Genomic DNA, 21,085 nt, shown 5'->3' with positions numbered 1-21,085 from the left:
GGGTCTACAGGCGCATGAGGCCGGAGGCCAGGCACATCACGGAACCGATGGCCAGCACCAGGATGACGCTCTTCGACTGCTTCTGCTTCCAGAAGGAGATCACCCCGCCGGCCAGGAAGAGGCCGACGAAGATGAGGATCATCGCGGTGTTGTTCACAGCGCACCCTTGGTCGACGGGAGGATTCCGGCCGCGCGCGGGTCGCGCTCGGCGGCGTAGCGCAGCGCCCGGGCCAGCGCCTTGAACTGGCACTCCACGATGTGGTGCGCGTTGCGCCCGTACGGGACGTGCACGTGCAGCGCGATCTGGGCCTGGGCCGTGAAGGACTCCAGGATGTGCCGGGTCATCGTGGTGTCGTAGCTGCCGATCATCGGCGCCATGCCCTCGGGCTCCGTGTGCACCAGGTAGGGCCGACCGGAGAGGTCCACGGTGACCTGGGCGAGCGACTCGTCCAGTGGAACCGTGCAGTTGCCGAAGCGGTAGATGCCGACCTTGTCGCCGAGCGCCTGCCTGAAGGCGGCGCCGAGCGCGAGGGCGGTGTCCTCGATGGTGTGGTGGGTGTCGATGTGCAGGTCGCCGTCGGTCTTGACGGTGAGGTCGAACAGACCGTGCCGACCGAGCTGGTCGAGCATGTGGTCGTAGAACCCGACGCCCGTCGAGATGTCGGTCTTACCGGTGCCGTCGAGGTCGATCTCGACCACGACGGAGGTCTCCTTGGTGGTGCGCTCGACGCGTCCGATGCGGGACATACGGGATTACAGCTCCTTGATCACGGTGCGGACGGCGTCCAGGAAGGCGTCGTTCTCGGCGGGCGTGCCGGCGGTGACGCGCAGCCACCCGGGAACGCCGTTGTCACGGACCAGGACACCCTGGTCGAGGATGGCCTGCCAGACGGCGTGGGTGTCGGCGAAGCGGCCGAACTGGACGAAGTTGGCGTCCGAGTCGGTCACCTCCAGGCCCGTTCCGCGCAGCGCGTCGACCAGCCGGTCACGCTCCTCCTTGAGCCGGCCGACGTACCCGAGCAGGGTATCGGTGTGCTCCAGGCAGGCCAGCGCGGTGGCCTGGGTGACGGCCGACAGGTGGTACGGCAGACGCACCAGCTGGACGGCGTCCACCACCGCCCGGTCGGCGGCCAGGTAGCCCAGGCGCAGCCCGGCGGCGCCGAAGGCCTTGGACATGGTGCGGCTGACCACCAGGTTGGGGCGGCCCTCGATCAGCGGCAGCAGCGAGGCGCGGTGCGAGAACTCGACGTAGGCCTCGTCCACCACCACCAGGCTGGGCCGGGCGGCCTGCGCGGCCTCGTAGAGCCGCAGCACGGTCTCGGCCTCGACGGCGGTGCCGGTCGGGTTGTTCGGCGAGCAGATGAACACCACGTTCGGCCGGTGCTCGGCGATCGCGGCGAGGGCGGCGTCCACGTCGATGGTGAAGTCGTCGTTGCGTGGGCCGGAGATCCAGGCGGTGCCGGTGCCCCGGGAGATCAGCGCGTGCATCGAGTACGAGGGCTCGAAGCCCAGCGCGCTGCGGCCGGGGCCGCCGAAGGTCTGCAGCAGCTGCTGGAGCACCTCGTTGGAGCCGTTGGCGGCCCAGACCTGCTCACGTACGACCGGGAAGCCGGTGGTGCGGGTCAGGTAGCCGGCCAGGCCCTCGCGCAGCTCGACCGCGTCCCGGTCGGGGTAGCGGTTGAGGTTGCGGGCGGCCTCGGCGACGCGCTCGGCGATCCGGGCCACCAGCTCCTCGGGGAGCGGGTACGGGTTCTCGTTGGTGTTCAGCTGCACGGGAACGTCCAACTGCGGTGCGCCGTACGGGGACTGGCCGCGCAGCTCGTCCCGGATCGGGAGATCGTCGATGTTCGTCACGAGCCCAGTACCGTCCAGTCGCTGTGCCAGTTCTGCTGGTCTCCGACAAAACGTGCCTTGATCGCGTCCCCGTGCCCGGGGAGGTCCTCGGCATTGGCCAGGTTGACCACGTGCGCGGCGACGTCCGCCAGCGCGTCCCGGTCGTACTCGACCACCTGGACGCTGCGCAGGAAGGTCTGCACCGACAGTCCGGAGGAGTGGCAGGCGCAGCCGCCGGTCGGCAGCACGTGGTTGGAGCCTGCCGCGTAGTCGCCCAACGAGACCGGGGTCCAGCGGCCGATGAAGATCGCGCCGGCGTTGACCACCCGGGCGGCGACCGCGTGCGGGTCGCGGGTCTGGATCTCCAGGTGCTCGGCCGCGTACGCGTTGACCACGGCGAGGCCCTGGGTCAGGTCGTCGACCAGGATGATGCCGGACTGCCGGCCGCCCAGCGCCTCGGCGACCCGCTCGCTGTGCTTGGTCTTCGCGACCTGCACGGCCAGCTCGGCCTCGACCGCGTCGGCCAGCGCCGGGGAGTCGGTGACCAGCACCGAGCCGGAGGTCGGGCCGTGCTCGGCCTGGCTGATCAGGTCGGCGGCCACGTCGCCGGGCAGCGCGCTGTCGTCGGCGAGGACGGCGATCTCGGTCGGGCCGGCCTCGGAGTCGATGCCGATCCGGCCGGCGAACAGCCGCTTGGCGGCGGCCACGTAGATGTTGCCGGGGCCGGTCACCATGGTGACCGGCGCGCACTCCTCGGTACCGAGGGCGAACATCGCCACCGCCTGGGCGCCGCCGACCGAGTAGACCTCGTCCACGCCGAGCAGCGCGCAGGCCGCCAGGATGGTCGGGTGGACGCGCCCCCCGAACTCCTTCTGCGGCGGGGAGGTGACCGCGATGCCCCGGACGCCCGCCTCCTGGGCCGGCACCACGTTCATCACCACGGAGGACGGGTAGACCGCCAGCCCGCCCGGAACGTACAGGCCGACCCGCTCGACCGGCACCCAGCGCTGGGTGACCGTGCCGCCCGGCACCACCTGGGTGGTGTGCCCGGTGCGGCGCTGGTCCGCGTGCACGGCGCGGGCCCGGCGGATGGACTCCTCCAGCGCGGCCCGCACCTTCGGGTCCAGCGTCTCCAGGGCCTCGGTCAGCTGCTCGGCCGGGACACGGGTCGACTCCAGCCGGACGCCGTCGAAGCGCTCGGTGATCTCGATCAGCGCCGCGACCCCGCGATGGCGTACGTCCTCGGCGATCGGCCGCACCTTCTCCAGCGCGGCCGCCACGTCGAACTCGGCACGGGGCAGCAGGTCACGCGGGTCGTCGAGCGAGCCGCGGAGGTCGATTCGAGAGATCACGCCACCCAGTGTAAGGAGTGGCCGGAACCACTGGTCCCACATTTCAGTCCGTGATACGAAAGGCGAGACGACCGGGGGACGGGGGAAACCATGGCGGAATGCGCTCCGGAGAGCTGGACCGACACGGAGCGGGAACTCTGGAGGGCCTTCCGTCTGGGGGACGTCTTCGACCGTCGGAGTGGCCAAACCGACATCGACGACCCCTACGGGGACGCCGCGTGGGGGCCCGGGCGGACGGTCCGCGCCGAGGTGCTCGCCCACCTGCTGCTGGCCGGCCCGGAGGCGGCGACCGGCCGGGTCGCCTCGCTGCGGATGAACGGGGTGGCCGTCACCGGCGCGCTCAACCTGGCCGGCGGCCGGATCCAGCAGTACGTCGAGTTGTACGGCTGCCGCTTCGAGCACAAGATCCTCGTCTCGGAGGCCGAGGCCAGCACCATCCGCATGGTCGACTGCCTGATCCCCCGGTTCGAGGCCTCCCGGCTCTCCACCACCGGCGACCTCCACCTGGCCCGCTGCCGCATCCCCGAGGGCGTCCGGCTCACCGACGCCAGGATCGGCACCGACCTGCTGCTCAACATGGCCGCCATCGGCTGCGACCGCCACGGCCGTGCGGTGTCCGCCGACGGGATGACCGTCCACCAGGACTTCGAGGCCGAACGCATCGACGTCCGGGGCGAGCTGAGCATCCGTACGGCCCGAATAGGCGGCCGGCTCTCGCTGCGCGGCGCCCAGCTGCACGCCGACCCGCAGAACCGCGTCTGCCTCAACGCCGTCCGGATCGTCGTCGGCCACACCCTCTACCTGACCAGCTCCGCCGACGCCGGCTGGGCCGGCTCGCGCAGCTACTACGGCTCCGGCTACGGCCAGAACCCGCCCCCGGGCGCCCCCAGCACCCCCTTCCGGGCCCACGGCCAGGTCCGGCTCTCCGACGCCCGCTTCGAGGCGGCCTGCCTGATCTCCGGCGAATTCCACCTTGAGGGTGACGACGAGCTCTCGCTGCGCCGCATCCACACCCCCGAGCTGCGCTTCACCTGCCGGATCCGCCCCACCGGCACCGTCTCGCTCTCCCGCGCCCGGGTCGGCAACCTGGTCGACGTCCCGGAGGCCTGGCCGCGCGGCAAGCACCTGGGCCTGACCGGCTTCGTCTACGAGAACCTGCGCCCGGTCCGGCCCTTCAACGTCCGGCAGCGGATCGCCTGGCTGGAGGGCTCCTCGGTGGACTTCCAGCCGGAGTCCTACGAGCAGCTCGCCGCCGCCATGCGCCGCGACGGCGCCGACGACGACGCCCGCGAGGTGCTGTACGCCAAGCAGCGCCGCCGCCGCCAGACCCTGCCGCTGCCCGCCCGGATCTGGGGCCGGGTCCAGGACGTCACCGTCGGTTACGGCTACCGCCCCGGCCGGGCGGGCCTGTGGCTGCTGCTCGCCTGGGCGCTCGGCAGCGTCTGGTTCGCCACCCACCGGCTGGAGCCGCTCAAGCCCGACGAGCACCCGCACTGGGACCCGGTGCTGTACACCCTCGACCAGCTGCTGCCGATCGTCGACCTCAACCAGGGCGCCTGGAACCCGGGCGGGATCACCCAGTGGATCTCCGCCGGTCTGGTGGTGATCGGCTGGCTGCTCGCCTCCACCGTCGTGGCGGGCGCAACCCGGCTGCTCCAGCGCGGCTGAACCCCTCGCCCCCGACGCCGTCGACCCCGTCGACCCGCCCGGGTCGTGTCCGATGCCGGATTCGGCGAGATCCGCCGCCAACTCGCCTACAAGACCGCCTGGAACGGCGGCCGGCTCGAAGTCGCCGGCCGCTGGTTACCCAGCTCCAAGACGTGCTCCCACTGCCAGGCAGTGAAACCCAAGCTGCCCCTGCGGGTACGGACCTTCATCTGTGGACACTGCGAGCTGGTCATCGACCGCGATGAGAACGCCGCGATCGACCTCGCTTCCCTCGGGAAGCGCCACGTCGCCGGGAGTGGCCGGGAGACGGTAAACGGACGTGGAGCCGACCGTAAGACGGGACCTGGTCCCGCCGGTGGCTGCGAAGCGTCGACCTCGCACCGGCCCTCCACGCCGGATCAGACGAGGACCTTTGCCCAGCAATGGGCAAATCCCTGAGATTCACTATCTCTCAAGGAACGGAACTACGCTGTCCGCCGTGACAGAACGGCTGCCGCTCTTCCCGCTGAACACCGTGCTCTACCCGGGCCTCGTGCTGCCCCTGAACGTCTTCGAGGAGCGCTACCGCCGTCTCGTCGCCGACCTGCTCGAACAGCCCGAGGACGCGCCGCGCCGCTTCGGCGTGCTCGCCATCAAGGACGGCCGGGAGGTCGCCCCGGTCAGGCCCGAGGAGGGCCCGGCCGGCCCGCTCGACGGCCTGGGCACCGTCACCGGCGACCCGCTGGAGGCGCTGTTCCACGTCGGCTGCGTCGCCGACGTCTCCTCCGTCCAGGAGCAGCCCGACGGGCGCTACGAGCTCCTGGTCACCGGGACCACCCGGTTCTGGCTGCGCTCGGTGGACGTCACCGGTCCGTACCTGACTGGCGAGATCGAGCCGATCGAGGAGCAGTCCGGCGAGGGCTCCGGCGCCCTCGCCTCCGAGGTCGAGCGGGCGTTCCGGGTCTACCAGAAGCGCCTGGCCGGTGCCAAGGAGGCCAGCACCATGGGCCGCCCGCAGCTGCCCGACGACCCCCAGGTGCTCTCCTACCTGGTCGCCGCCGCCTCGGTGTTCGAGACCCCGGTCAAGCAGCAGCTGCTCGCCTGCCCGGACACCGCCCAGCGGCTGCGCGCCGAACTCGACCTGCTGCGCCGCGAGAGCGCCGTCCTCAGCTGGCTGCCCTCGCTCCCCGCGGTCGACCTCACCCGCCAGCCCTTCAGCCCCAACTGACCCAGGACCCCCGCATGGCCAAGAAGCCCAAGAAGGGCGGCCAGGGCACCCCGGCCACCGTCGCCCTGGAGACCGCCGCCGTCCCGTTCACCGTCCACTCCTACGAGCACGACCCGGCCGCCGCGTCCTACGGCGGCGAGGCCGCCGAGGCCCTAGGCATCGGCCCCGAACGGGTCTACAAGACGCTGGTCGCCGACGTGGACGGCACCCTGACCGTCGGGGTGGTCCCGGTCGCCGGGCAGCTCGACCTCAAGGCCCTCGCCGCCGCCGTCGGCGGCAAGCGCGCCGCGATGGCCGACCCGGCCGCCGCCGAGCGCAGCAGCGGCTACGTCCGCGGCGGCATCTCCCCGCTCGGCCAGCGCCGCCCGCTGCGCACCGTGATCGACGCCAGCGCCCTCGGCCACCCCACCGTCTACGTCTCGGCGGGCCGCCGGGGCCTGGAGGTCGAACTGGCCCCCGCCGACCTGATCGCCCTCACCAAGGCCGACACCGCCCCCATCGCCCGGTAGAGCCCCGGGAAAGCCCGGAAAAGCCCCGGGAACGGCGCGAGGCGGAAGGCCCCGGCCGTACCTGACCGCACACCTTCCGCCTCGCCCGAGTAACTCAGCCCTGCGCCCGGTCCTCCGGAGCCGCGTCCACCGGAGCCTCCCCTGCCCCGTACGACCCCGCCGGAGTCCCCCAGTACGGCGGCGGGTCCTCCTCGCGCTTCCCGAACGCCGCCGACAGCGCCAGCAGCACCACCATCGCGGCCATCGGCCACACCAGCAGCGCGCCCAGCGCCCCCAGATCGATGCTCGCGTCGAAGTGCCCGCCGTTGCCGACCCGCCGGGCCTCCCCGATCAGGTTGTCGCTCGGCCCGAGCCAGCGACCGAGCCGCCAGGCGCCGATCGACCCGAGCAGCCCGCCGACGGCCAGCCCCAGCGCGACCGCGATCCCGCCGCCGCGCTTGTGGGTCACCAGGAAGGCCCCGAGCGCGGTCAGGATCCCGGCGCCCAGCGCGATCAGCACGAACACGCCGTCGGCGCCCGCCCGCTGCTCGCCCTCCGGGTCCGCGTAGAGGATCCGGTCGCCGTCCACCAGCAGCGGCACCTTCGGCGCCAGCCAGGCCCACAGCCCGGCCATCACCAGCCCGACCAGCAGACAGGCGACCACGACGCCCGCGCCGATCCGCAGCTCCGCCAGCGGACCCGAGGGCGGCTCCGTCGGCGGTTCCTCGTCGGAGACCGGCGGCGGCGCGAACGGGTCGGGTACAGCACCCGGCTCTGCCTCCACGTCGGCGTGGGCGGGATCCGGAGGCGTGTTCGGTACGGTCACAGGCCCCATCGTTTCACGACGGCCACCCGAACGGCCCCACCCCCCGGGTTCCCGCTACCGCGCGACCGCCCGCCGGTACGCCCAGGTCGCCAGGGCCAGCGACACCACGCCGACCGCCGCGCAGACCCCCAGGTCGGCCGCGACCACCGCCCAGTCCGGGTCCGGCGCGAAGGTGCGGGCGAAGGCCTCCACCCCGTACGTCGAGGGCAGCAGGTCCCGCAGCCACAGCACCGGCTGTGGCAGGTGGTCCACCGGCAGCACGCCCAGCAGCAGGGCCGCCGACATGCCGAGCTGCCCCAGCATCGTCGCGATCTCCTGCCGCGGCGCCAGCAGCCCGCAGGCCGCGCCCAGCCCGGACAGCGCGGCCCCGGCCAGCGGCACGACCGCCAGCAGCACCCACAGCTGCCCCAGCGGCAGTCCGAACATCACCGCGCCGATGCCCGCCGTGACCAGCGTCCCCGGCAGGGTGAACGAGGCGTACGCGCCGGCCGCGCCGAGCACCACCGAGGCGGCCGGCACCGGCAGCGTGCCGTAGTGGTCCAGGCCCCCGGTGGCCCGCAGCTTCCCGAAGTACTGGGCGAGCAGGTTGAGCGCGACGAAGGCCACCACCAGCACGCTCGACCCGGCGACGACCGACCGCGCCGCCGAAGTCTGCCCGGCGTCCACGACGCCCCGCATCATCACCAGGATGCCGACGGACTGGAAGGTCGCCACGAACAGCAGCGGGATCCGCGCCACCTTGGCCCGGGCGAGCTGCGCCCGGTACACCGCGGCGAGCGAGGGCAGCAGCCGGGCGGCGGGGGCCAGCGGGGCGGCCCCGGCAGTCGGCCGGTCGGTTCGCGGGGGCACCGAGAGCAGCGTCACTTGGCCAGACCTCCGTGGCGGCCGCCCAGCTTGAGGTAGGCGTCCTCAAGGCTCGGGGTGGCGAGGGTGAAGTCGTCGAGGGCGGCGAAGGCCGGGCCGGTGGTGACGGCGGCGACCAGTTCGCGGGCCTGCTCGGGGGTGGTGCGGACGGTCCAGCGGCGCCCGGTGCGCTCGGCCCGTTCGGCCAGCGCGGCGACGGCGGGCACGCCGACCGGCGCCTCGTCCCGCCAGACCAGGTCCAGCCGGACGTCGCCGTCCACCAGTGCCTTGAGCCCGCCGGGCGTGTCGCAGGCGATCACCCGACCCTCGTCCACCACGGCGACCCGGTCGAGCACGGTCTCCGCCTCGATCACGTTGTGGGTGACCAGCAGCACCGTCGTCCCGCGCTCGGCCCGCCGCCGGTCCACGGCCGACCAGACGGCCCGCCGGGCGACCGGGTCCATGCCCGTCGTCGGCTCGTCCAGGACGAGCAGCGGCCGCTCCCCCACCAGGGTGGCCGCGAAGCACGCGAGCCGCCGCTGCCCGCCGGAGAGCTTGGCCAGCGGCCGCGCGGCGATCGGCTCCAGCCCGAGTTCGGTGAGCACCTCCGCCGCCTCGGCCCGGGCCTGCGCCCGGGTGAGGCCGCGCAGCCGCCCGGTGGTCTCGGCGGCCAGCACCACGGTCAGCTCGTCCAGCGCGGTGGACTCCTGCCCGAGGTAGCCGAGCAGCCGGGCGGCCCGCTCCGGGTGCCGCACGATGTCGTGCCCGAGCAGTTCGACCGAGCCGGAGTCCGGCCGCAGCAGCCCGGTGAGCTGGCGCACCAGCGTGGACTTCCCGGCCCCGTTGGGTCCGAGCAGCCCGAAGATCTCACCCTGCCGGACGGTCAGGCTGATCCCGTCGTTGGCCCGGACCTCGGTGGCGGCGGCGCCGCGCCCGGTGCGGTAGGTGCGGACCAGGTCGCGCACGGCGACGCACGGCGGGGTGTTCTGGGGTGCTCGCCCGGCCGTCTCGTTCACGACCGGAGACTCTACGCGCTCACACGGGCGAACCGGACAAGGGGGCCTGATCGCCGGAAACCACCGGGACGCGCTACGGGACGGGCTAGTCGTCGACCACCATGGAACCGCCCGGCACCCGGGCCGCCAACTCCTTCCAGAAGCCCGCCCGGATGGCGTAGCGGTCGTGCTCGTCGATCTGGTCGTCCTTGTGCGCGAGCAGCCCGAAGCGGGCCGCGTAGCGCAGCAGCTCGCCGTCGACCCGGTGCGGGATGCGCGGGTAGTCGGGCCAGAGCAGGGTGAGCCGTTCGAGGTCGCCGAGCCGGTCGCTCCAGCGCCGGGCGAAGACCTGCCCGACCTCGTGGGCGTCACCGCCGATCGAGGTGATGTCCTCCTCGCGGTCGGCCCAGCGCTGCTCGGCGGTGGTCAGCTGGGCCAGGGTGGGCAGGCCGTCCCCGGCGGTGACGGACGGCTCCGGCGCGGGCCGGTCCACCCAGCCCCGGTCGGAGGACCACCGCAGCACCGGCCCGCCCGCCGCATGCCCGGCGGCGGAGCCGTTGACGTGCCCGTTCGCCGCCGAGGTGACCGGCGCGACGGCGGCGACCCGCCCGGCCAGGTCCTTCGGCGTGGGCACCACCCGCAGCGCCGCGGCCGGCTGCGGCCGACCGTTCGCGGCGGGCGCCTCGGGCACCTCGGGCGCCGGAGCACCGGCGGCCGGGCGGACCACCGGCGACACCACGGTCGGCAGCGGGGCGGGCGGGGCGGCGAGGATCTTGGCGATCTCCTGCCGGGCGCCGCCCGCCCCGGGCGCCGGGAACACGGTGGAGCTGTCCCGCAGCGAGAAGGACCCCTCGATCCACTCGCGGTCCAGCACCCGCCGTTCGTCGGCCTCGCCGACCAGGTCCTCGGACTGGTTGAAGTCCCCGTCGGCGGCCTGCAGCGCCCACAGGTGCACGGCCACCCCGTGCTCCTTGGCGGTCATCATCCCGGGCAGCAGGTCCCCGTCCCCGGTGATCAGTACGACGTCCGCACAGGCCCGGTTGCGGGCCAGCTCGGAGAGTTCGGCGTGCATCGCGGCGTCCACACCCTTCTGCACCCAGCGCCCCTCGGCCCGGGTGAGGGCGCCCAGCCGTACGGTGACCCGGGGCAGCACGCGCAGCCGCCGGTGCTCGGGCATCGGGCGGCGGTCGGGGGCCGCGTCGAACCAGTAGATCCGCAGCAGCGGCAGCCCGGTCTCGGCCTCGGCGCGCTCCCGCAGGGCGCTGATCAGCGCGGTGTGGTTCACGGTGACCTTGGAGCGGGAGGGGTCACCGGCGAGCAGGCTGGCAGCGGCGCCCAGCAGGTATCCGGCGTCCACCAGGACGACACAGCGGTCCATCTGCGCACCTCTTTTCGCTCGCCCTCGAAGGTCAGTCAGGGTGGGCAGTCCGCCCGTCGTCCGGGCCGCGGTGGGGTGAGGGGCCCCCGTGGCCGCCCGATCGTTGGGTCACCTTTTCCCCCAGGTTCGCGCCCCGAACCTCGGCAGATGTCCCGGTCCCGCAACAGCCGCCCCAACGAGTCGCAAAGAAACGCGAACGCGGGCCCTGTCCAACGACAGGGCCCGCCAAACGTCACGGCCGGTTGCTCCGGGTCAGCCCCCGGGCTCGGCCGGGCGTCAGCCCCTGAGCTCGGCGGCGACCAGCTCGGCCAGCTGGACGGCGTTGAGCGCGGCACCCTTGCGCAGGTTGTCGTTGGAGACGAACAGCGACAGGCCGTTCTCCACCGTCTCGTCCACCCGGATGCGGCCGACGTAGCTCGGGTCCCGGCCGGCCGCCTGCAGCGGGGTCGGGATCTCGGACAGCTCGACGCCGGGGGCGCCGGTGAGCAGCTCGACGGCACGCTCGGGGCTGATCGGGCGCTCGAAGCGGGCGTTGATCTGCAGCGAGTGGCCGGAGAAGACCGGCACGCGCACGCAGGTGCCGGAGACCTTCAGAGCGGGAATGCCGAGGATCTTGCGGCTCTCGTGACGGAGCTTCTGCTCCTCGTCGGTCTCGTTGGAGCCGTCCTCCACGATGGCGCCGGCCAGCGGCACCACGTTGAAGGCGATCGGCCGCTTGTAGACCCTGGGCTCGGGGAACTCGACGGCGCCGCCGTCGTGGGCCAGCGCTGCGGCGCCGTCCACGACCTTGGCGGCCTGGTCCTGCAGCTCGGCGACGCCGGCCACGCCGCTGCCGGAGACTGCCTGGTAGGTGGAGACGACGAGCGCGGCCAGGCCGGCTTCCTCGTGCAGCGGGCGCAGCACGGGCATGGCGGCCATGGTGGTGCAGTTCGGGTTGGCGATGATGCCCTTGGGGCGGTCCGCGATGGCCTCGGGGTTGACCTCGGAGACCACCAGCGGGACCTCGGGGTCACGGCGCCAGGCGGAGGAGTTGTCGATGACGACGGCACCGGCCGCGGCCACCTCGGGGGCCAGGGCCTTGGAGGTGGAGCCGCCGGCCGAGAAGATCACGATGTCCAGGCCGGTGTAGTCGGCCGTGGCCGCGTCCTCGACGGTGACCTCGGTACCCTGCCAGGGCAGCGTGCGCCCGGCCGAGCGGGCCGAGGCGAACAGCCGCAGCTGCTCCACCGGAAAGTTGCGCTCCGCCAGGATCTCGCGGACCACGCCGCCGACCTGGCCGGTGGCCCCGACAATGCCGATCTTCATTCCGACTACTCCTCTGAATGGTGCTGTCCACAGCCGCACTCTGCCCATCATGCCTTGTCACGCGGGTGGGGCGACCTGCTGTTCCACGGTGTGAGAGGGGGCCCGGGCGGGCCGCTACTGGTCCAGGCCATTCACCAGCTCAAGTGCGGCCGCGACCTCCGCCTCCCCGGCCGGCAGCAGCGGCAGCCGCACGTCCGGGGTCGGGATCCGGCCCTGGGCGTGCAGTACGCCCTTGGTCACCGTCGGGTTCGGCGCGGTGAACGCGGACAGCGCCAGAGCGGTCAGCCGGTGCCCGAGCACCCGCGCCCGCTCGACGTCCCCGGCCCGCCAGGCCTCGTACAGCTCGACGAAGCGGCCGGTCGCCAGGTGTGCGGAGGCGAGGATGCCGCCGGCCGCGCCGATCGCCAGCATCGGCGCCAGGAAGGCGTCCTCGCCGGTCAGCACCGCGAACCCCGCGGGGGTGTCGGCGAGCAGCTCGGCGGCCGTCTGGTCCAGCCCGCCGGTCGCGTACTTGACGCCCACCACGCCGTCGATCGCGGCCAGTTCGCGCAGCGCGGCGGTGGAGAGCTGCTGCCCGGTGCGGTACGGGATGTGGTAGACGACCAGCGGCAGCGGGCTGCTCGCGGCCAGCGCCCGGAAGTGCGCCACCGTGCCGGCCTCGCCCGCCCGGACGAAGGACGGCGTGGTGACCAGCGCCGCCGCCTGCGGCACCCGCGCCCCGAGCGCGGCCAGCGCCTCGCCGACGGCCCGGGTGTCGCCGCCGGAGGCGCCGACGACCAGCTGCGCCCCGCGCGCGGCACAGGCGGCCGCGGCGACGTCCACCACCGCGTCCCGCTCCTCGACGGTCAGCGCGGCGGGCTCGCCGGTGGTGCCGAGCGCGACCAGCCCGGCCGCCCCGGCGTCCAGGACCTCGTACGCGAGCTTCTCCAGCGCGTCGAGGGCGACCGCGCCGTCGGCGGCGAAGGGGGTGATCAGGGGGACGTGAATGCCCTTGAGTTCCATGTCCACGATCCTGCGGCCGACGGACAGCGCAGGTCCAGTTCACATTTCTGACGCTTCTCGTAAGCTGATCCGATGCTCGACGTCCGACGCCTGCGCCTGCTGCGCGAACTCGCCCACCTCGGCACCATCGCGGCCGTCGCCGAGGCGCTGTCCTTCAGCCCTTCGGCGGTGTCCCAGCAGCTGTCCGTCCTGGAGAAGGAGGCGGGCGTCCCGCTGCTGGAGCGCACCGGGCGGCGGGTCACCCTCACCCCGGCCGGGCTGGGCCTGGTCCGCCACGCCGAGTCCGTGCTCGCCCTGCTGGAGCAGGCGGGCGCCGAACTCGCCCATGCCAAGCGGGGGTTGGCCGGACCGCTGCGGATCGGCACCTATCCGTCGGCGGCCCGGGCGATCATCCCGGCGGCGCTCGCCGAGCTGTCCTCCTGGCACCCTGGGCTGGAGCCGATGGTCACCGAGGTCGACCCGGCGGCCGTCGGCGCGGCGCTGCGCGCGGGCGAGCTGGACGTCGCGCTGGTCCACGAGTACGACCTCGTCCCGGCCGACCCGGAACCCGGCCTCGCGGTCACCCGTCCGGTCTTCACCGAGCCGATGTACCTGGCCGCCCGCGCCCCGGCCACGGTCGCCGAGCAGCGCGGCGCGCCCTGGATCATGTCCCCGCCCGGCACCCTCTGCCACACCATGGCCGTCCGCGCCTGCGAGGCGGCGGGCTTCGCACCCCGGATCCGGCACCAGATCGACGACTTCACCACGGTGCTGGCGCTCGTGGGCGCCGGCCAGGGCGTCGCCCTGGTCCCCCACCTCGGCACGGCCCAGCCGCCGCCGGGCGTCGTGCTCACCCGGCTGCCGATGTACCGGCGCACCCGGGCGGCGTTCCGGGCGGGCGCGGGCTCCCACCCGGCCATCTCGGCCTTCGTCTCGGCGCTGCACACGGCGGTGCCGCCGGGGCTGGGCAGCGGGTCCTGAGGATTCCCGAGGAACGCCGAAGGCCCGGGGCGCTGTGAGCACCCCGGGCCCGGTTCCCGCGCTAGACCGCCAGACAGCTCGGTCCGAGCAGCTGCTTCAGGTCCCCGAACAGCGCCGGGTCCGACTTCACCCGGTGCCGGTCCAGCCGCAGCACCGTGGTCTTGTTCCGGCTCTCCAGCCGCACCCGCACCTCGGTGGTGCCCCGGTGGCTGCCCAGCACCTCGCCGAGTCGGGCCACCAGCGGCGGGGTGACCTTCCCGCTCGGGATGTTGATGGTGATCGGCGCCTCGGCGTGGGCGTTCGACAGGTCCGGGACCGCGAGCTCCATGCCCATCAGCCGCGGCACGTCCTCCCGCTTGTCCAGCTTGCCGCGGACGAACACCACGGCGTCCTCGACCAGTTGGGAGGAGACCAGCTGGTAGCTCGCCGGGAAGAACATGCAGTCGATCGAGCCCGCCAGGTCCTCGACGGTGGCGATCGCCCAGGCGTTGCCCTGCTTGGTCATCTTCCGCTGGAGGCCCGAGATGATGCCGCCGATGGTGACGATCGTCCCGTCCGGCCGCTCCGCGAGGTCCGCCACGGCGCAGTCCGCCTTGTCGGCGAGCACGTGCTCGATGCCGTGCAGCGGGTGCGAGGACACGTACAGGCCGAGCATCTCCCGCTCCTGGGTGAGCAGGAAGGACTTCTCCCACTCCTCCTCGGAGAACACGACGTCCAGCCCGAAACTCGGCTCGTCCGAGGCCGTGTCGCCGCCGAACAGGTCGAACTGCCCCTCGGCCTCCTTGCGCTTCACGCCGACGACGTTGTCGATCATCGGCTCGAACTGCGCACTCAGGCCCTTGCGGGTGTGCCCGAGCGAGTCGAAGGCGCCCGCCTTGATCAGCGATTCGACGGTCCGCTTGTTGCAGACCACCGACTCCACCTTGTCCAGGAAGTCCGGGAAGGACGAGAACTTCCCCTTGGTCTTCCTCGTCCGGATCATCGACTCGACCACCGGCCCGCCGACGTTGCGGATGGCGGTGAGGCCGAAGCGGACGGTGTCGTCACCGTGCGGGGTGAAGTCCGAGTCCGACTCGTTGACGTCCGGCGGAAGGACGTTGATGCCCATCTTGCGGCACTCGTTGAGGTAGACCGCCGACTTGTCCTTGTCGTCCTTGACGGAGGTGAGCAGACCGGACATGTACTCGGCCGGGTAGTTGGCCTTGAGGTAGGCCGTCCAGTACGAGACCAGCCCGTACCCGGCGGTGTGCGCCTTGTTGAACGCGTAGCCGGAGAAGGGGACCAGGACGTCCCACACCGCCTGGATGGCCGCGTCGGAGTAGCCGCGCTCACGGCAGCCCTTCTGGAAGGGGACGAACTCCGCCTCCAGGATCTCCTTCTTCTTCTTGCCCATGGCCCGGCGCAGCAGGTCCGCCTGGCCGAGCGAGTACCCGGCGAGGATCTGCGCGGCCTTCTGCACCTGCTCCTGGTAGACGATCAGGCCGTACGTCGGCCGGAGCACCTCCTCCAGGGGCTTCTCCAGCTCCGGGTGGATCGGGGTGATCTCCTGCTGGCCGTTCTTGCGCAGCGCGTAGTTGGTGTGGGAGTTGACGCCCATCGGGCCGGGGCGGTACAGCGCCAGAACGGCCGAGATGTCTTCGAAGTTGTCGGGCTTCATCAGCCGCAGCAGCGAGCGCATCGGCCCGCCGTCGAGCTGGAAGACGCCGAGCGTGTCACCGCGGGCGAGGAGTTCGTAGGTCGGCTTGTCGTCCAGGGGCAGATCAAGCAGGTTGATCTTGATGCCCTTGTTCTTCTCGATCGCCTTGACGGCGTCGTCCATGATCGTCAGGTTGCGCAGGCCGAGGAAGTCCATCTTGAGAAGGCCGAGGCCCTCACAGGTCGGGTAGTCGAACTGCGTGATGGTGACGCCGTCGGTGTGCCGGGTCCAGACCGGGATGTGGTCGGTCAGCGGCTCGGCGGACATGATGACGCCGGCCGCGTGTACGCCGGGCTGGCGGATCAGGCCCTCGATACCGCGCGCGGTGTCGATGACCTTCTTCACGTCCGGGTCGGTCTCGTACAGCCCGCGGATCTCGCCCGCCTCGCCGTAGCGCGGGTGGCTGCTGTCCGTGATGCCGGAGAGCGGGATGCCCTTGCCCATGACGTCCGGCGGCATCGCCTTGGTGATGCGGTCGCCCATCGCGTACGGGTAGCCGAGGACTCGGGAGGAGTCCTTGATGGCGGCCTTCGCCTTGATGGTGCCGTACGTGACGATCATGGCGACCTTGTCGGACCCCCACTTCTCCGTCACGTAGCGGATCACGTCACCGCGTCGGCGCTCGTCGAAGTCGATGTCGACATCGGGCATGGAGATGCGCTCGGGGTTGAGGAAGCGCTCGAAGATCAGGCCGTGCGGGATGGGGTCGAGGTCGGTGATGCCCATCGCGTACGCGACCAGCGAACCGGCCGCCGAACCACGGCCGGGGCCCACCGCGATGCCCTGGCTCTTGGCCCACATGATGAAGTCCGCGACCACGAGGAAGTACGCCGGGAACCCCATCTGGATGATGGTGTCCATCTCGTACTCGGCGAGCTTCCTGTGCTCCTCGTCGTACCCGCCCGGGAAGCGCCAGTCCATGCCCTCCCAGACCTTGGACCTGAAGAAGTCCGCCTCGGACTCGAAGCCCTCCGGGATCGGGAAGCGGGGCATCAGGTTCTTGAACTTGAACATGCCCTCGGTGTCGACCCGGGAGGCGACCAGCAGCTGGCTGTTGCGGCAGCCCTCCTGCCAGGCGTCCGAGGAGTCCAGCGCGTACATCTCGGCGGCGGACTTGATGTAGTAGCCGGTGCCGTCGAAGCGGAAGCGGTCCGGGTCGGAGAGGTTCTTGCCGGTCTGGACGCAGAGGAGGAGGTCGTGGGCGCCGGCGTCGGCCTCGGTGGTGTAGTGCGAGTCGTTGGTGACCACCGGGGGGATGTTCAGCTTCTTGCTGATCTCCAGCAGCCCGTCGCGGACCCGCTTCTCGATGTCGAGGCCGTGGTCCATCAGCTCCAGGAAGTAGTTGTCCTTGCCGAAGATGTCCTGGTAGTCGGCGGCGGCCTTCACGGCCTCGTCGAACTGGCCGAGCCGGAGGCGGGTCTGCACCTCGCCGGAGGGGCAGCCGGTGGTGGCCATCAGGCCGCCGGACAGTTCGGAGATCAGCTCCTTGTCCATCCGGGGCCACTTCACCAGCCAGCCCTCGGCGTAGGAGCGCGAGGTCAGCTTGAAGAGGTTGTGCAGGCCCTCCTTGTTCCGGGCCCAGATGGTCTTGTGGGTGTACGCGCCGGACGCGGAGACGTCGTCCTTCTTCTGGTGCGGCTGACCCCACAGGATGCGCTTGGTGTTCGAGCGGGACTCCGGGGCGACGTACGCCTCGATGCCGATGACGGGGGTGATCCCCGCGTCGGTGGCCTGCCGGTGGAACTCGGCGGCGCCGTACATGTTGCCGTGGTCGGTCATCGCGACATGGGTCTGGCCCAGGCGCTCGACCTCCTTGAACATCTGCTTCAGCCGGGCGGCACCGTCCAGCATCGAGTACTCGGTGTGGACGTGCAGATGCGCGAACGGCTGGTCGCTCAAGGCGGGGCCTCCGGAGGCTTGTGCTGGTCTGGTGGGCCGGCGAACGTGCGGGTCACAGGGGTTACCCCTGGAAATGGATGTGGCCCGGAACACCTCTCGGGGTCCGGACCATCACTCACACGTTCACGCGTCTACTCTAGCCCGCCTCGCCCCGAGCCAGTCGCACCGCGGCGGCCTCCCGGACCGCCGGTTCCTCCATCGGATCGTCGCGCAGGCAGACCAGGCGGGCGCTCACCTCGGGCCGTTCCGGAGCGTGCTCGATCCCCAACAGCCGGGCATCGGATTCACAGTCCCAGAGCGACTCGGTGTACGCCTCGGCCATGCCTGCCGAACCGATCGCCGCCAGGGCCTCCAGGTACGCCGGGCGCTCGTACGAGTGCGGCGTCCACAGCCAGAAGCGGCGCAGCAGCGAGACCGCGTCCGCCCCTCTGGGGCCGAACCGGGCCAACCCACGGGCGATCGTGTCCGGTCCGCACCAGGCCTGGTCCACCCACTGCTGTTCCAGCGCGGCCATCAAGGTGGGCACGTCACTCTCGTCGCCGTGGGCGGCCAGCACCGCGAATCCCGCCCAGGCGAGCCACTCCCGGCCCGAGGCCGCCCACTCCCGGGCGGCCGGTACGGCCTGCTCGGCCAGCCGCTCGACCGCCCGGCCCAGCTGGGGCAGCGGCCGGGTGCCTTCGGTGGCGCCGAGCTCGGGCACCAGCGGGATCAGCGCGGGCTCCGGCGGCCGGAGCGACAGCGCCCGGAGAGCGGTCACCTTGGCACCCTCGGACGCCTCCGGATCACGCAGCAGGTCGAGCAGGCTCGCACTGTCCCGCTCCGGGCACGGGTCCCCTCGCTTCATGCGACGTCGGGACAGCCCGTCCTCTTCCGGATCCGGCACGTATCCCGGCAACGCCCCCCGGGCTTCCTCCGACCCACCCAGCGCCAGCAGCTCCAGCACGCCGGTGGCCCGGTCCCGGGTGTCCTCGTCCACGGCGAGCATGTCGATCACCGGGCCGAGCGGCAGCTCCAGGTCCCGGATCAGCCGGGCCAGGTAGAGGTGCCGGTCGTCGACCTGTGAGTCCCAGCGCCACTCCCAGCGGATGCAGCCGTAGATCAGATGGGCGGCCGAAGCCGGGCCCTCGGCGGCTATCAGCGCGCCCTGCCCCCGGCCACGCTGCAGGAGGCCGAGGAGAGTGTTCGCCGGTGCGTAGTGGTCGGTGCGCATGGCATCCATCGTGCCGCAGCCCCCGGCGCACGGGCGGCGGGGGCTGGCGGAGGTCAGGAATCCTCGTCCGGAGGGGTCGCGCGGAGGACGGTGATCACGCCCAGGGCGACGGTTGCGAACGCGAGGGCGAGGAGGACGGCGAACGCCGCCCCGATCAGGAATCGCACGGGCGGTCTCGCTCGGCGTCGAGGAGCAGGGTGAGGAGGTTGAGCAGGGTCGAGACCGGCGCCGTGTTGAACCGGACGAGGACCCGCCCGTCGAGCGTGCGGTCCGTCGAGGCCGACGGCCAGACGAGCCCGAACTTCTTGCCCCGCTCGTGGAGTTCACCGAGGAGAGCGAGGACGTGCTCGTCCCGGTAGCCCCGGATGCGCGGATCCGTCGGCGTCATCGGCCGACGCTGGCGCTTCACGCGACGGAGTCCAGCTCGAACCAGACGAGTTTGCCCCTCTCCTGGAGGTCCACGCCCCAGCGGTGGGTCAGGCCCTCCACGAGCTGGAGCCCCCGCCCCGACTCCGCGAGGAAGCCCGGCATGCACCGCTCCGGCATGGTCGGGCTCTCGTCCGCGACGGCCACCCGGAGCGTGCGGTGGATCGCGAGGATCTGGACGACCGGCGCCGGGGTGGCGCCGTGCCGCCAGGCGTTCACGAGGAGTTCGACGAGCGCGAGCTCCCCGTCGGCGATCACGGAGGGCGGGTACCCGACCCGACCCATGGCATCCCGGAGGGACTGCCGGGAGATGGCGAGCGAGGGCGTGTTGATGTGACGCATGGGAGTACTCCCGAGATGCGATGAAGTGGCTTGATGACAGCCGGAGTTGACGATCAACCGGATCGATGTGACATCGACCATACAACACCCGACATCACATGTGATTCCGGTTTCGAATAACTTCACCCTCAAGTGGACCCCGCGCCAAGGAGCGCGGCAGACTTGGGCCACCTCGGCAAGGAAGGAACCAATGCCGCCACGACTCAGCCCGACGCTCCGTCAACGCCGTATCGGAACCGAACTTCGGAAGATGCGCGAAGCCGCCGGGCTATCGACCTCCACCCTCAGCAGAGATCTCGGCATCGACAGGACTCAGGTCAGTCAGATAGAGGCGGCCAAGGTCGGTGTGAGCCCGGAGCGGCTCCGCTCCTTCGCCGCCGCCTGCAAGTGCATGAACGAGCCCCTGATCGACGCCCTGGAGTCCATGGTTCAGGACCGCTCCAAGGGCTGGTGGGAGGAGTATCGCGGCACCATCCCGGACGGCTTCCTTGAGGTCGCCGAGCTTGAGAAGAGCGCAGACAGCCTCATGCTGTGGGTACTCACCCACATGCCTGGCCCCTGCCAGACGATCAGTTATGCGTCGTCAACGTTCGGACGTTTGGTCCCTCCGCTTCCTCGACACGAGTTGGAGGCGCGGACCACGTTCAGAATGCATCGCAAGACCGATCTGCGCCGCGATCAGAAGCCGATGACCTTCTTCATCTACGAATCCGCGCTGTGGACCCGCTTCGGCGGCACTGAGATCCTCCGGGAGCAGCTCGCATGTCTGCTCGAAGACTCCGAGCAGACATGGATGACCATCCGAGTCGTGCCATTCGACATCGACACCTTCCCTGGAGCTGTTGAGAACCTCACCTACGCGTTCGGCAAGGTGCCGGAACTCGACACCGTGGAGATCGAGTCCTCCCGCGGCCCCGTCTACATGGATGCCGTCAACGAGCTCACCAGCTATCGATCCATCTTCGCCCGCACCGAATCGATGGCGCTGAGCGAGAGCAAGTCTCGTAGCCTGATTCGCAAGATCGCACAGAGCCTATGAAAGGCCGAACATGACCTACACCGAGTGGCAGAAGTCATCCTTCAGCGGGTCCGGCAATGACTGCGTGGAGGTCCGTAAGGCCGACAGCCTGGTCGAACTCCGCGAGTCCGACGAAGGCGAAACCATCCTCCGCACCACCCCCACCGCCCTCGCCGCCCTCCTCCAAGGCATCAAGGTCGGCGAGTTCGACCACCACGCCTGACCACACCCCGGCGGCCCCTCGCGCCCAATCGCGCGAGGGGCCGCCGGACAAAGCCGACTCCCGCCGCACACCGAGCGGTACGCCATCGGCCGCCGCGCGCCCATCCAGAAGGTCACGGCATCGCTGCGCACGGAGGCGAACCCCGCCCAGACGAACCCGGACGGGGCCATCTTCGGAGTGTTGCTCAGCCAGAGCTGGGGACGACGAATCCTCGCGCCGGACCGGTTCCACGGGACATGCCCTTGATGATCGCCAGTGCTTCGTCGGTGATGTCCCGCCGGGTGACGAGGTCGGTACTGTCGTACACCCGCCATTGCCCGTTCGGCTTGTCCGGGTCTTCGGGGGAGACGATTCCCCGGACGCCCAGACGGCGGAGCCTGTCGGCCACCCGCTGGGCTTCGTTCTCGTCCATGG

22 protein-coding genes are annotated in these 21,085 nt (G+C 71.6%); 7 read left to right on the top strand and 15 right to left on the bottom strand.

Annotated features, from left to right (window positions below):
• Positions 1–4: 4 nt before the first annotated feature.
• The 4 genes from ACWC9T_RS04415 to hisD are packed head-to-tail and all read right to left on the bottom strand — an operon-like array spanning position 5 to position 3,185.
• On the bottom strand, positions 5–157 hold the full coding sequence (locus ACWC9T_RS04415) for a hypothetical protein (protein WP_449819543.1): 153 nt from the start codon (positions 155–157) through the stop codon (positions 5–7).
• Complete coding sequence (gene hisB / locus ACWC9T_RS04410; RefSeq protein ID WP_449819542.1) at positions 154–747, bottom strand: imidazoleglycerol-phosphate dehydratase HisB; 594 nt, start codon at positions 745–747, stop codon at positions 154–156. Before hisB ends, ACWC9T_RS04415 begins: the two co-directional genes overlap by 4 nt.
• A gap of 6 nt (positions 748–753) precedes the next feature.
• Entirely contained in the window at positions 754–1,854 is a 1,101-nt protein-coding gene (locus ACWC9T_RS04405) for a histidinol-phosphate transaminase (protein ID WP_449819541.1), read from the bottom strand.
• The gene (gene hisD, locus ACWC9T_RS04400; RefSeq protein ID WP_449819540.1) at positions 1,851–3,185 is read right to left on the bottom strand and encodes a histidinol dehydrogenase; all 1,335 of its coding nucleotides are present in this window, start codon (positions 3,183–3,185) and stop codon (positions 1,851–1,853) included. Before hisD ends, ACWC9T_RS04405 begins: the two co-directional genes overlap by 4 nt.
• A gap of 90 nt (positions 3,186–3,275) precedes the next feature.
• Here hisD and ACWC9T_RS04395 point away from each other — a divergent pair, with 90 nt between their 5' ends.
• The 4 genes from ACWC9T_RS04395 to ybaK are packed head-to-tail and all read left to right on the top strand — an operon-like array spanning position 3,276 to position 6,569.
• Positions 3,276–4,853 (top strand): oxidoreductase, encoded by a 1,578-nt coding sequence (locus ACWC9T_RS04395; protein WP_449819539.1) that lies wholly within the window; start codon positions 3,276–3,278, stop codon positions 4,851–4,853.
• Positions 4,854–4,898: 45 nt separating this feature from the next.
• Complete coding sequence (locus tag ACWC9T_RS04390; RefSeq protein ID WP_449819538.1) at positions 4,899–5,291, top strand: zinc ribbon domain-containing protein; 393 nt, start codon at positions 4,899–4,901, stop codon at positions 5,289–5,291.
• A 40-nt stretch (positions 5,292–5,331) separates the two neighbouring features.
• Complete coding sequence (locus tag ACWC9T_RS04385; protein WP_449819537.1) at positions 5,332–6,060, top strand: LON peptidase substrate-binding domain-containing protein; 729 nt, start codon at positions 5,332–5,334, stop codon at positions 6,058–6,060.
• A gap of 14 nt (positions 6,061–6,074) precedes the next feature.
• Positions 6,075–6,569, top strand: a complete 495-nt coding sequence (ybaK, locus tag ACWC9T_RS04380; RefSeq protein WP_449819536.1) for a Cys-tRNA(Pro) deacylase — start codon at positions 6,075–6,077, stop codon at positions 6,567–6,569.
• 94 nt (positions 6,570–6,663) lie between these two features.
• Here ybaK and ACWC9T_RS04375 read toward each other — a convergent pair whose 3' ends face one another.
• The 6 genes from ACWC9T_RS04375 to ACWC9T_RS04350 all read right to left on the bottom strand — a co-directional run bounded on the left by ACWC9T_RS04375 (position 6,664) and on the right by ACWC9T_RS04350 (position 12,897).
• Positions 6,664–7,374 (bottom strand): DUF2567 domain-containing protein, encoded by a 711-nt coding sequence (locus tag ACWC9T_RS04375; RefSeq protein ID WP_449819535.1) that lies wholly within the window; start codon positions 7,372–7,374, stop codon positions 6,664–6,666.
• A gap of 54 nt (positions 7,375–7,428) precedes the next feature.
• Complete coding sequence (locus tag ACWC9T_RS04370; protein ID WP_449819534.1) at positions 7,429–8,223, bottom strand: ABC transporter permease; 795 nt, start codon at positions 8,221–8,223, stop codon at positions 7,429–7,431.
• 11 nt (positions 8,224–8,234) lie between these two features.
• On the bottom strand, positions 8,235–9,233 hold the full coding sequence (locus tag ACWC9T_RS04365) for an ABC transporter ATP-binding protein (RefSeq protein WP_449819533.1): 999 nt from the start codon (positions 9,231–9,233) through the stop codon (positions 8,235–8,237).
• Positions 9,234–9,318: 85 nt separating this feature from the next.
• Entirely contained in the window at positions 9,319–10,590 is a 1,272-nt protein-coding gene (locus tag ACWC9T_RS04360) for an NYN domain-containing protein (protein WP_449819532.1), read from the bottom strand.
• A gap of 276 nt (positions 10,591–10,866) precedes the next feature.
• The gene (locus ACWC9T_RS04355; RefSeq protein ID WP_449819531.1) at positions 10,867–11,895 is read right to left on the bottom strand and encodes an aspartate-semialdehyde dehydrogenase; all 1,029 of its coding nucleotides are present in this window, start codon (positions 11,893–11,895) and stop codon (positions 10,867–10,869) included.
• Between the two features lie 114 nt (positions 11,896–12,009).
• Complete coding sequence (locus ACWC9T_RS04350; protein ID WP_449819530.1) at positions 12,010–12,897, bottom strand: dihydrodipicolinate synthase family protein; 888 nt, start codon at positions 12,895–12,897, stop codon at positions 12,010–12,012.
• Positions 12,898–12,969: 72 nt separating this feature from the next.
• On the opposite strand from ACWC9T_RS04350, the gene ACWC9T_RS04345 reads away from it, so the two are divergent.
• On the top strand, positions 12,970–13,857 hold the full coding sequence (locus ACWC9T_RS04345) for a LysR family transcriptional regulator (RefSeq protein WP_449819529.1): 888 nt from the start codon (positions 12,970–12,972) through the stop codon (positions 13,855–13,857).
• A gap of 61 nt (positions 13,858–13,918) precedes the next feature.
• Here the strand turns inward: ACWC9T_RS04345 and dnaE are convergent, their stop codons facing one another.
• From dnaE to ACWC9T_RS04325, 4 genes are all read right to left on the bottom strand, one after another.
• On the bottom strand, positions 13,919–17,452 hold the full coding sequence (gene dnaE, locus ACWC9T_RS04340) for a DNA polymerase III subunit alpha (RefSeq protein ID WP_449819528.1): 3,534 nt from the start codon (positions 17,450–17,452) through the stop codon (positions 13,919–13,921).
• Positions 17,453–17,588: 136 nt separating this feature from the next.
• A complete protein-coding gene (locus ACWC9T_RS04335) occupies positions 17,589–18,662 on the bottom strand; it encodes a hypothetical protein (protein WP_449819527.1) in 1,074 nt (357 codons plus the stop codon).
• A gap of 154 nt (positions 18,663–18,816) precedes the next feature.
• Positions 18,817–19,050, bottom strand: coding sequence for a hypothetical protein (locus tag ACWC9T_RS04330; protein ID WP_396253557.1), 234 nt, complete (start codon positions 19,048–19,050; stop codon positions 18,817–18,819).
• 17 nt (positions 19,051–19,067) lie between these two features.
• Positions 19,068–19,430, bottom strand: a complete 363-nt coding sequence (locus ACWC9T_RS04325) for an ATP-binding protein (protein ID WP_449819526.1) — start codon at positions 19,428–19,430, stop codon at positions 19,068–19,070.
• 190 nt (positions 19,431–19,620) lie between these two features.
• Here ACWC9T_RS04325 and ACWC9T_RS04320 point away from each other — a divergent pair, with 190 nt between their 5' ends.
• Together ACWC9T_RS04320 and ACWC9T_RS04315 are read left to right on the top strand one after the other, a co-directional pair.
• Positions 19,621–20,469 carry a helix-turn-helix domain-containing protein gene (locus tag ACWC9T_RS04320; protein ID WP_449819525.1) on the top strand — a complete coding sequence of 283 codons (849 nt, stop codon included), beginning with the start codon at positions 19,621–19,623 and terminating at the stop codon, positions 20,467–20,469.
• A 10-nt stretch (positions 20,470–20,479) separates the two neighbouring features.
• On the top strand, positions 20,480–20,671 hold the full coding sequence (locus tag ACWC9T_RS04315; RefSeq protein ID WP_449819524.1) for a DUF397 domain-containing protein: 192 nt from the start codon (positions 20,480–20,482) through the stop codon (positions 20,669–20,671).
• Between the two features lie 184 nt (positions 20,672–20,855).
• Here the strand turns inward: ACWC9T_RS04315 and ACWC9T_RS04310 are convergent, their stop codons facing one another.
• Positions 20,856–21,083 carry a hypothetical protein gene (locus tag ACWC9T_RS04310; protein WP_449819523.1) on the bottom strand — a complete coding sequence of 76 codons (228 nt, stop codon included), beginning with the start codon at positions 21,081–21,083 and terminating at the stop codon, positions 20,856–20,858.
• Between the last annotated feature and the right edge of the window lie 2 nt (positions 21,084–21,085).

This window comes from Kitasatospora sp. NPDC001159 (assembly GCF_053598235.1).
This window is presented reverse-complemented; position numbering and strand designations above follow the sequence as displayed.

What these genes read in the sequence shown, in the direction of transcription:
- ACWC9T_RS04350 (WP_449819530.1), bottom strand. Translation starts at nt 12,897, where the DNA reads ATGGAACTCAAGGGCATTCACGTCCCCCTGATCACCCCCTTCGCCGCC.
- ACWC9T_RS04310 (WP_449819523.1), bottom strand. Translation starts at nt 21,083, where the DNA reads ATGGACGAGAACGAAGCCCAGCGGGTGGCCGACAGGCTCCGCCGTCTG.
- hisB (WP_449819542.1), bottom strand. Translation starts at nt 747, where the DNA reads ATGTCCCGCATCGGACGCGTCGAGCGCACCACCAAGGAGACCTCCGTC.
- ACWC9T_RS04325 (WP_449819526.1), bottom strand. Translation starts at nt 19,430, where the DNA reads ATGCGTCACATCAACACGCCCTCGCTCGCCATCTCCCGGCAGTCCCTC.
- ACWC9T_RS04345 (WP_449819529.1), top strand. Translation starts at nt 12,970, where the DNA reads ATGCTCGACGTCCGACGCCTGCGCCTGCTGCGCGAACTCGCCCACCTC.
- ACWC9T_RS04360 (WP_449819532.1), bottom strand. Translation starts at nt 10,590, where the DNA reads ATGGACCGCTGTGTCGTCCTGGTGGACGCCGGATACCTGCTGGGCGCC.
- ACWC9T_RS04320 (WP_449819525.1), top strand. Translation starts at nt 19,621, where the DNA reads ATGCCGCCACGACTCAGCCCGACGCTCCGTCAACGCCGTATCGGAACC.
- ACWC9T_RS04315 (WP_449819524.1), top strand. Translation starts at nt 20,480, where the DNA reads ATGACCTACACCGAGTGGCAGAAGTCATCCTTCAGCGGGTCCGGCAAT.
- ACWC9T_RS04355 (WP_449819531.1), bottom strand. Translation starts at nt 11,895, where the DNA reads ATGAAGATCGGCATTGTCGGGGCCACCGGCCAGGTCGGCGGCGTGGTC.
- ACWC9T_RS04330 (WP_396253557.1), bottom strand. Translation starts at nt 19,050, where the DNA reads ATGACGCCGACGGATCCGCGCATCCGGGGCTACCGGGACGAGCACGTC.
- ACWC9T_RS04395 (WP_449819539.1), top strand. Translation starts at nt 3,276, where the DNA reads ATGGCGGAATGCGCTCCGGAGAGCTGGACCGACACGGAGCGGGAACTC.
- ACWC9T_RS04335 (WP_449819527.1), bottom strand. Translation starts at nt 18,662, where the DNA reads ATGCGCACCGACCACTACGCACCGGCGAACACTCTCCTCGGCCTCCTG.
- ybaK (WP_449819536.1), top strand. Translation starts at nt 6,075, where the DNA reads ATGGCCAAGAAGCCCAAGAAGGGCGGCCAGGGCACCCCGGCCACCGTC.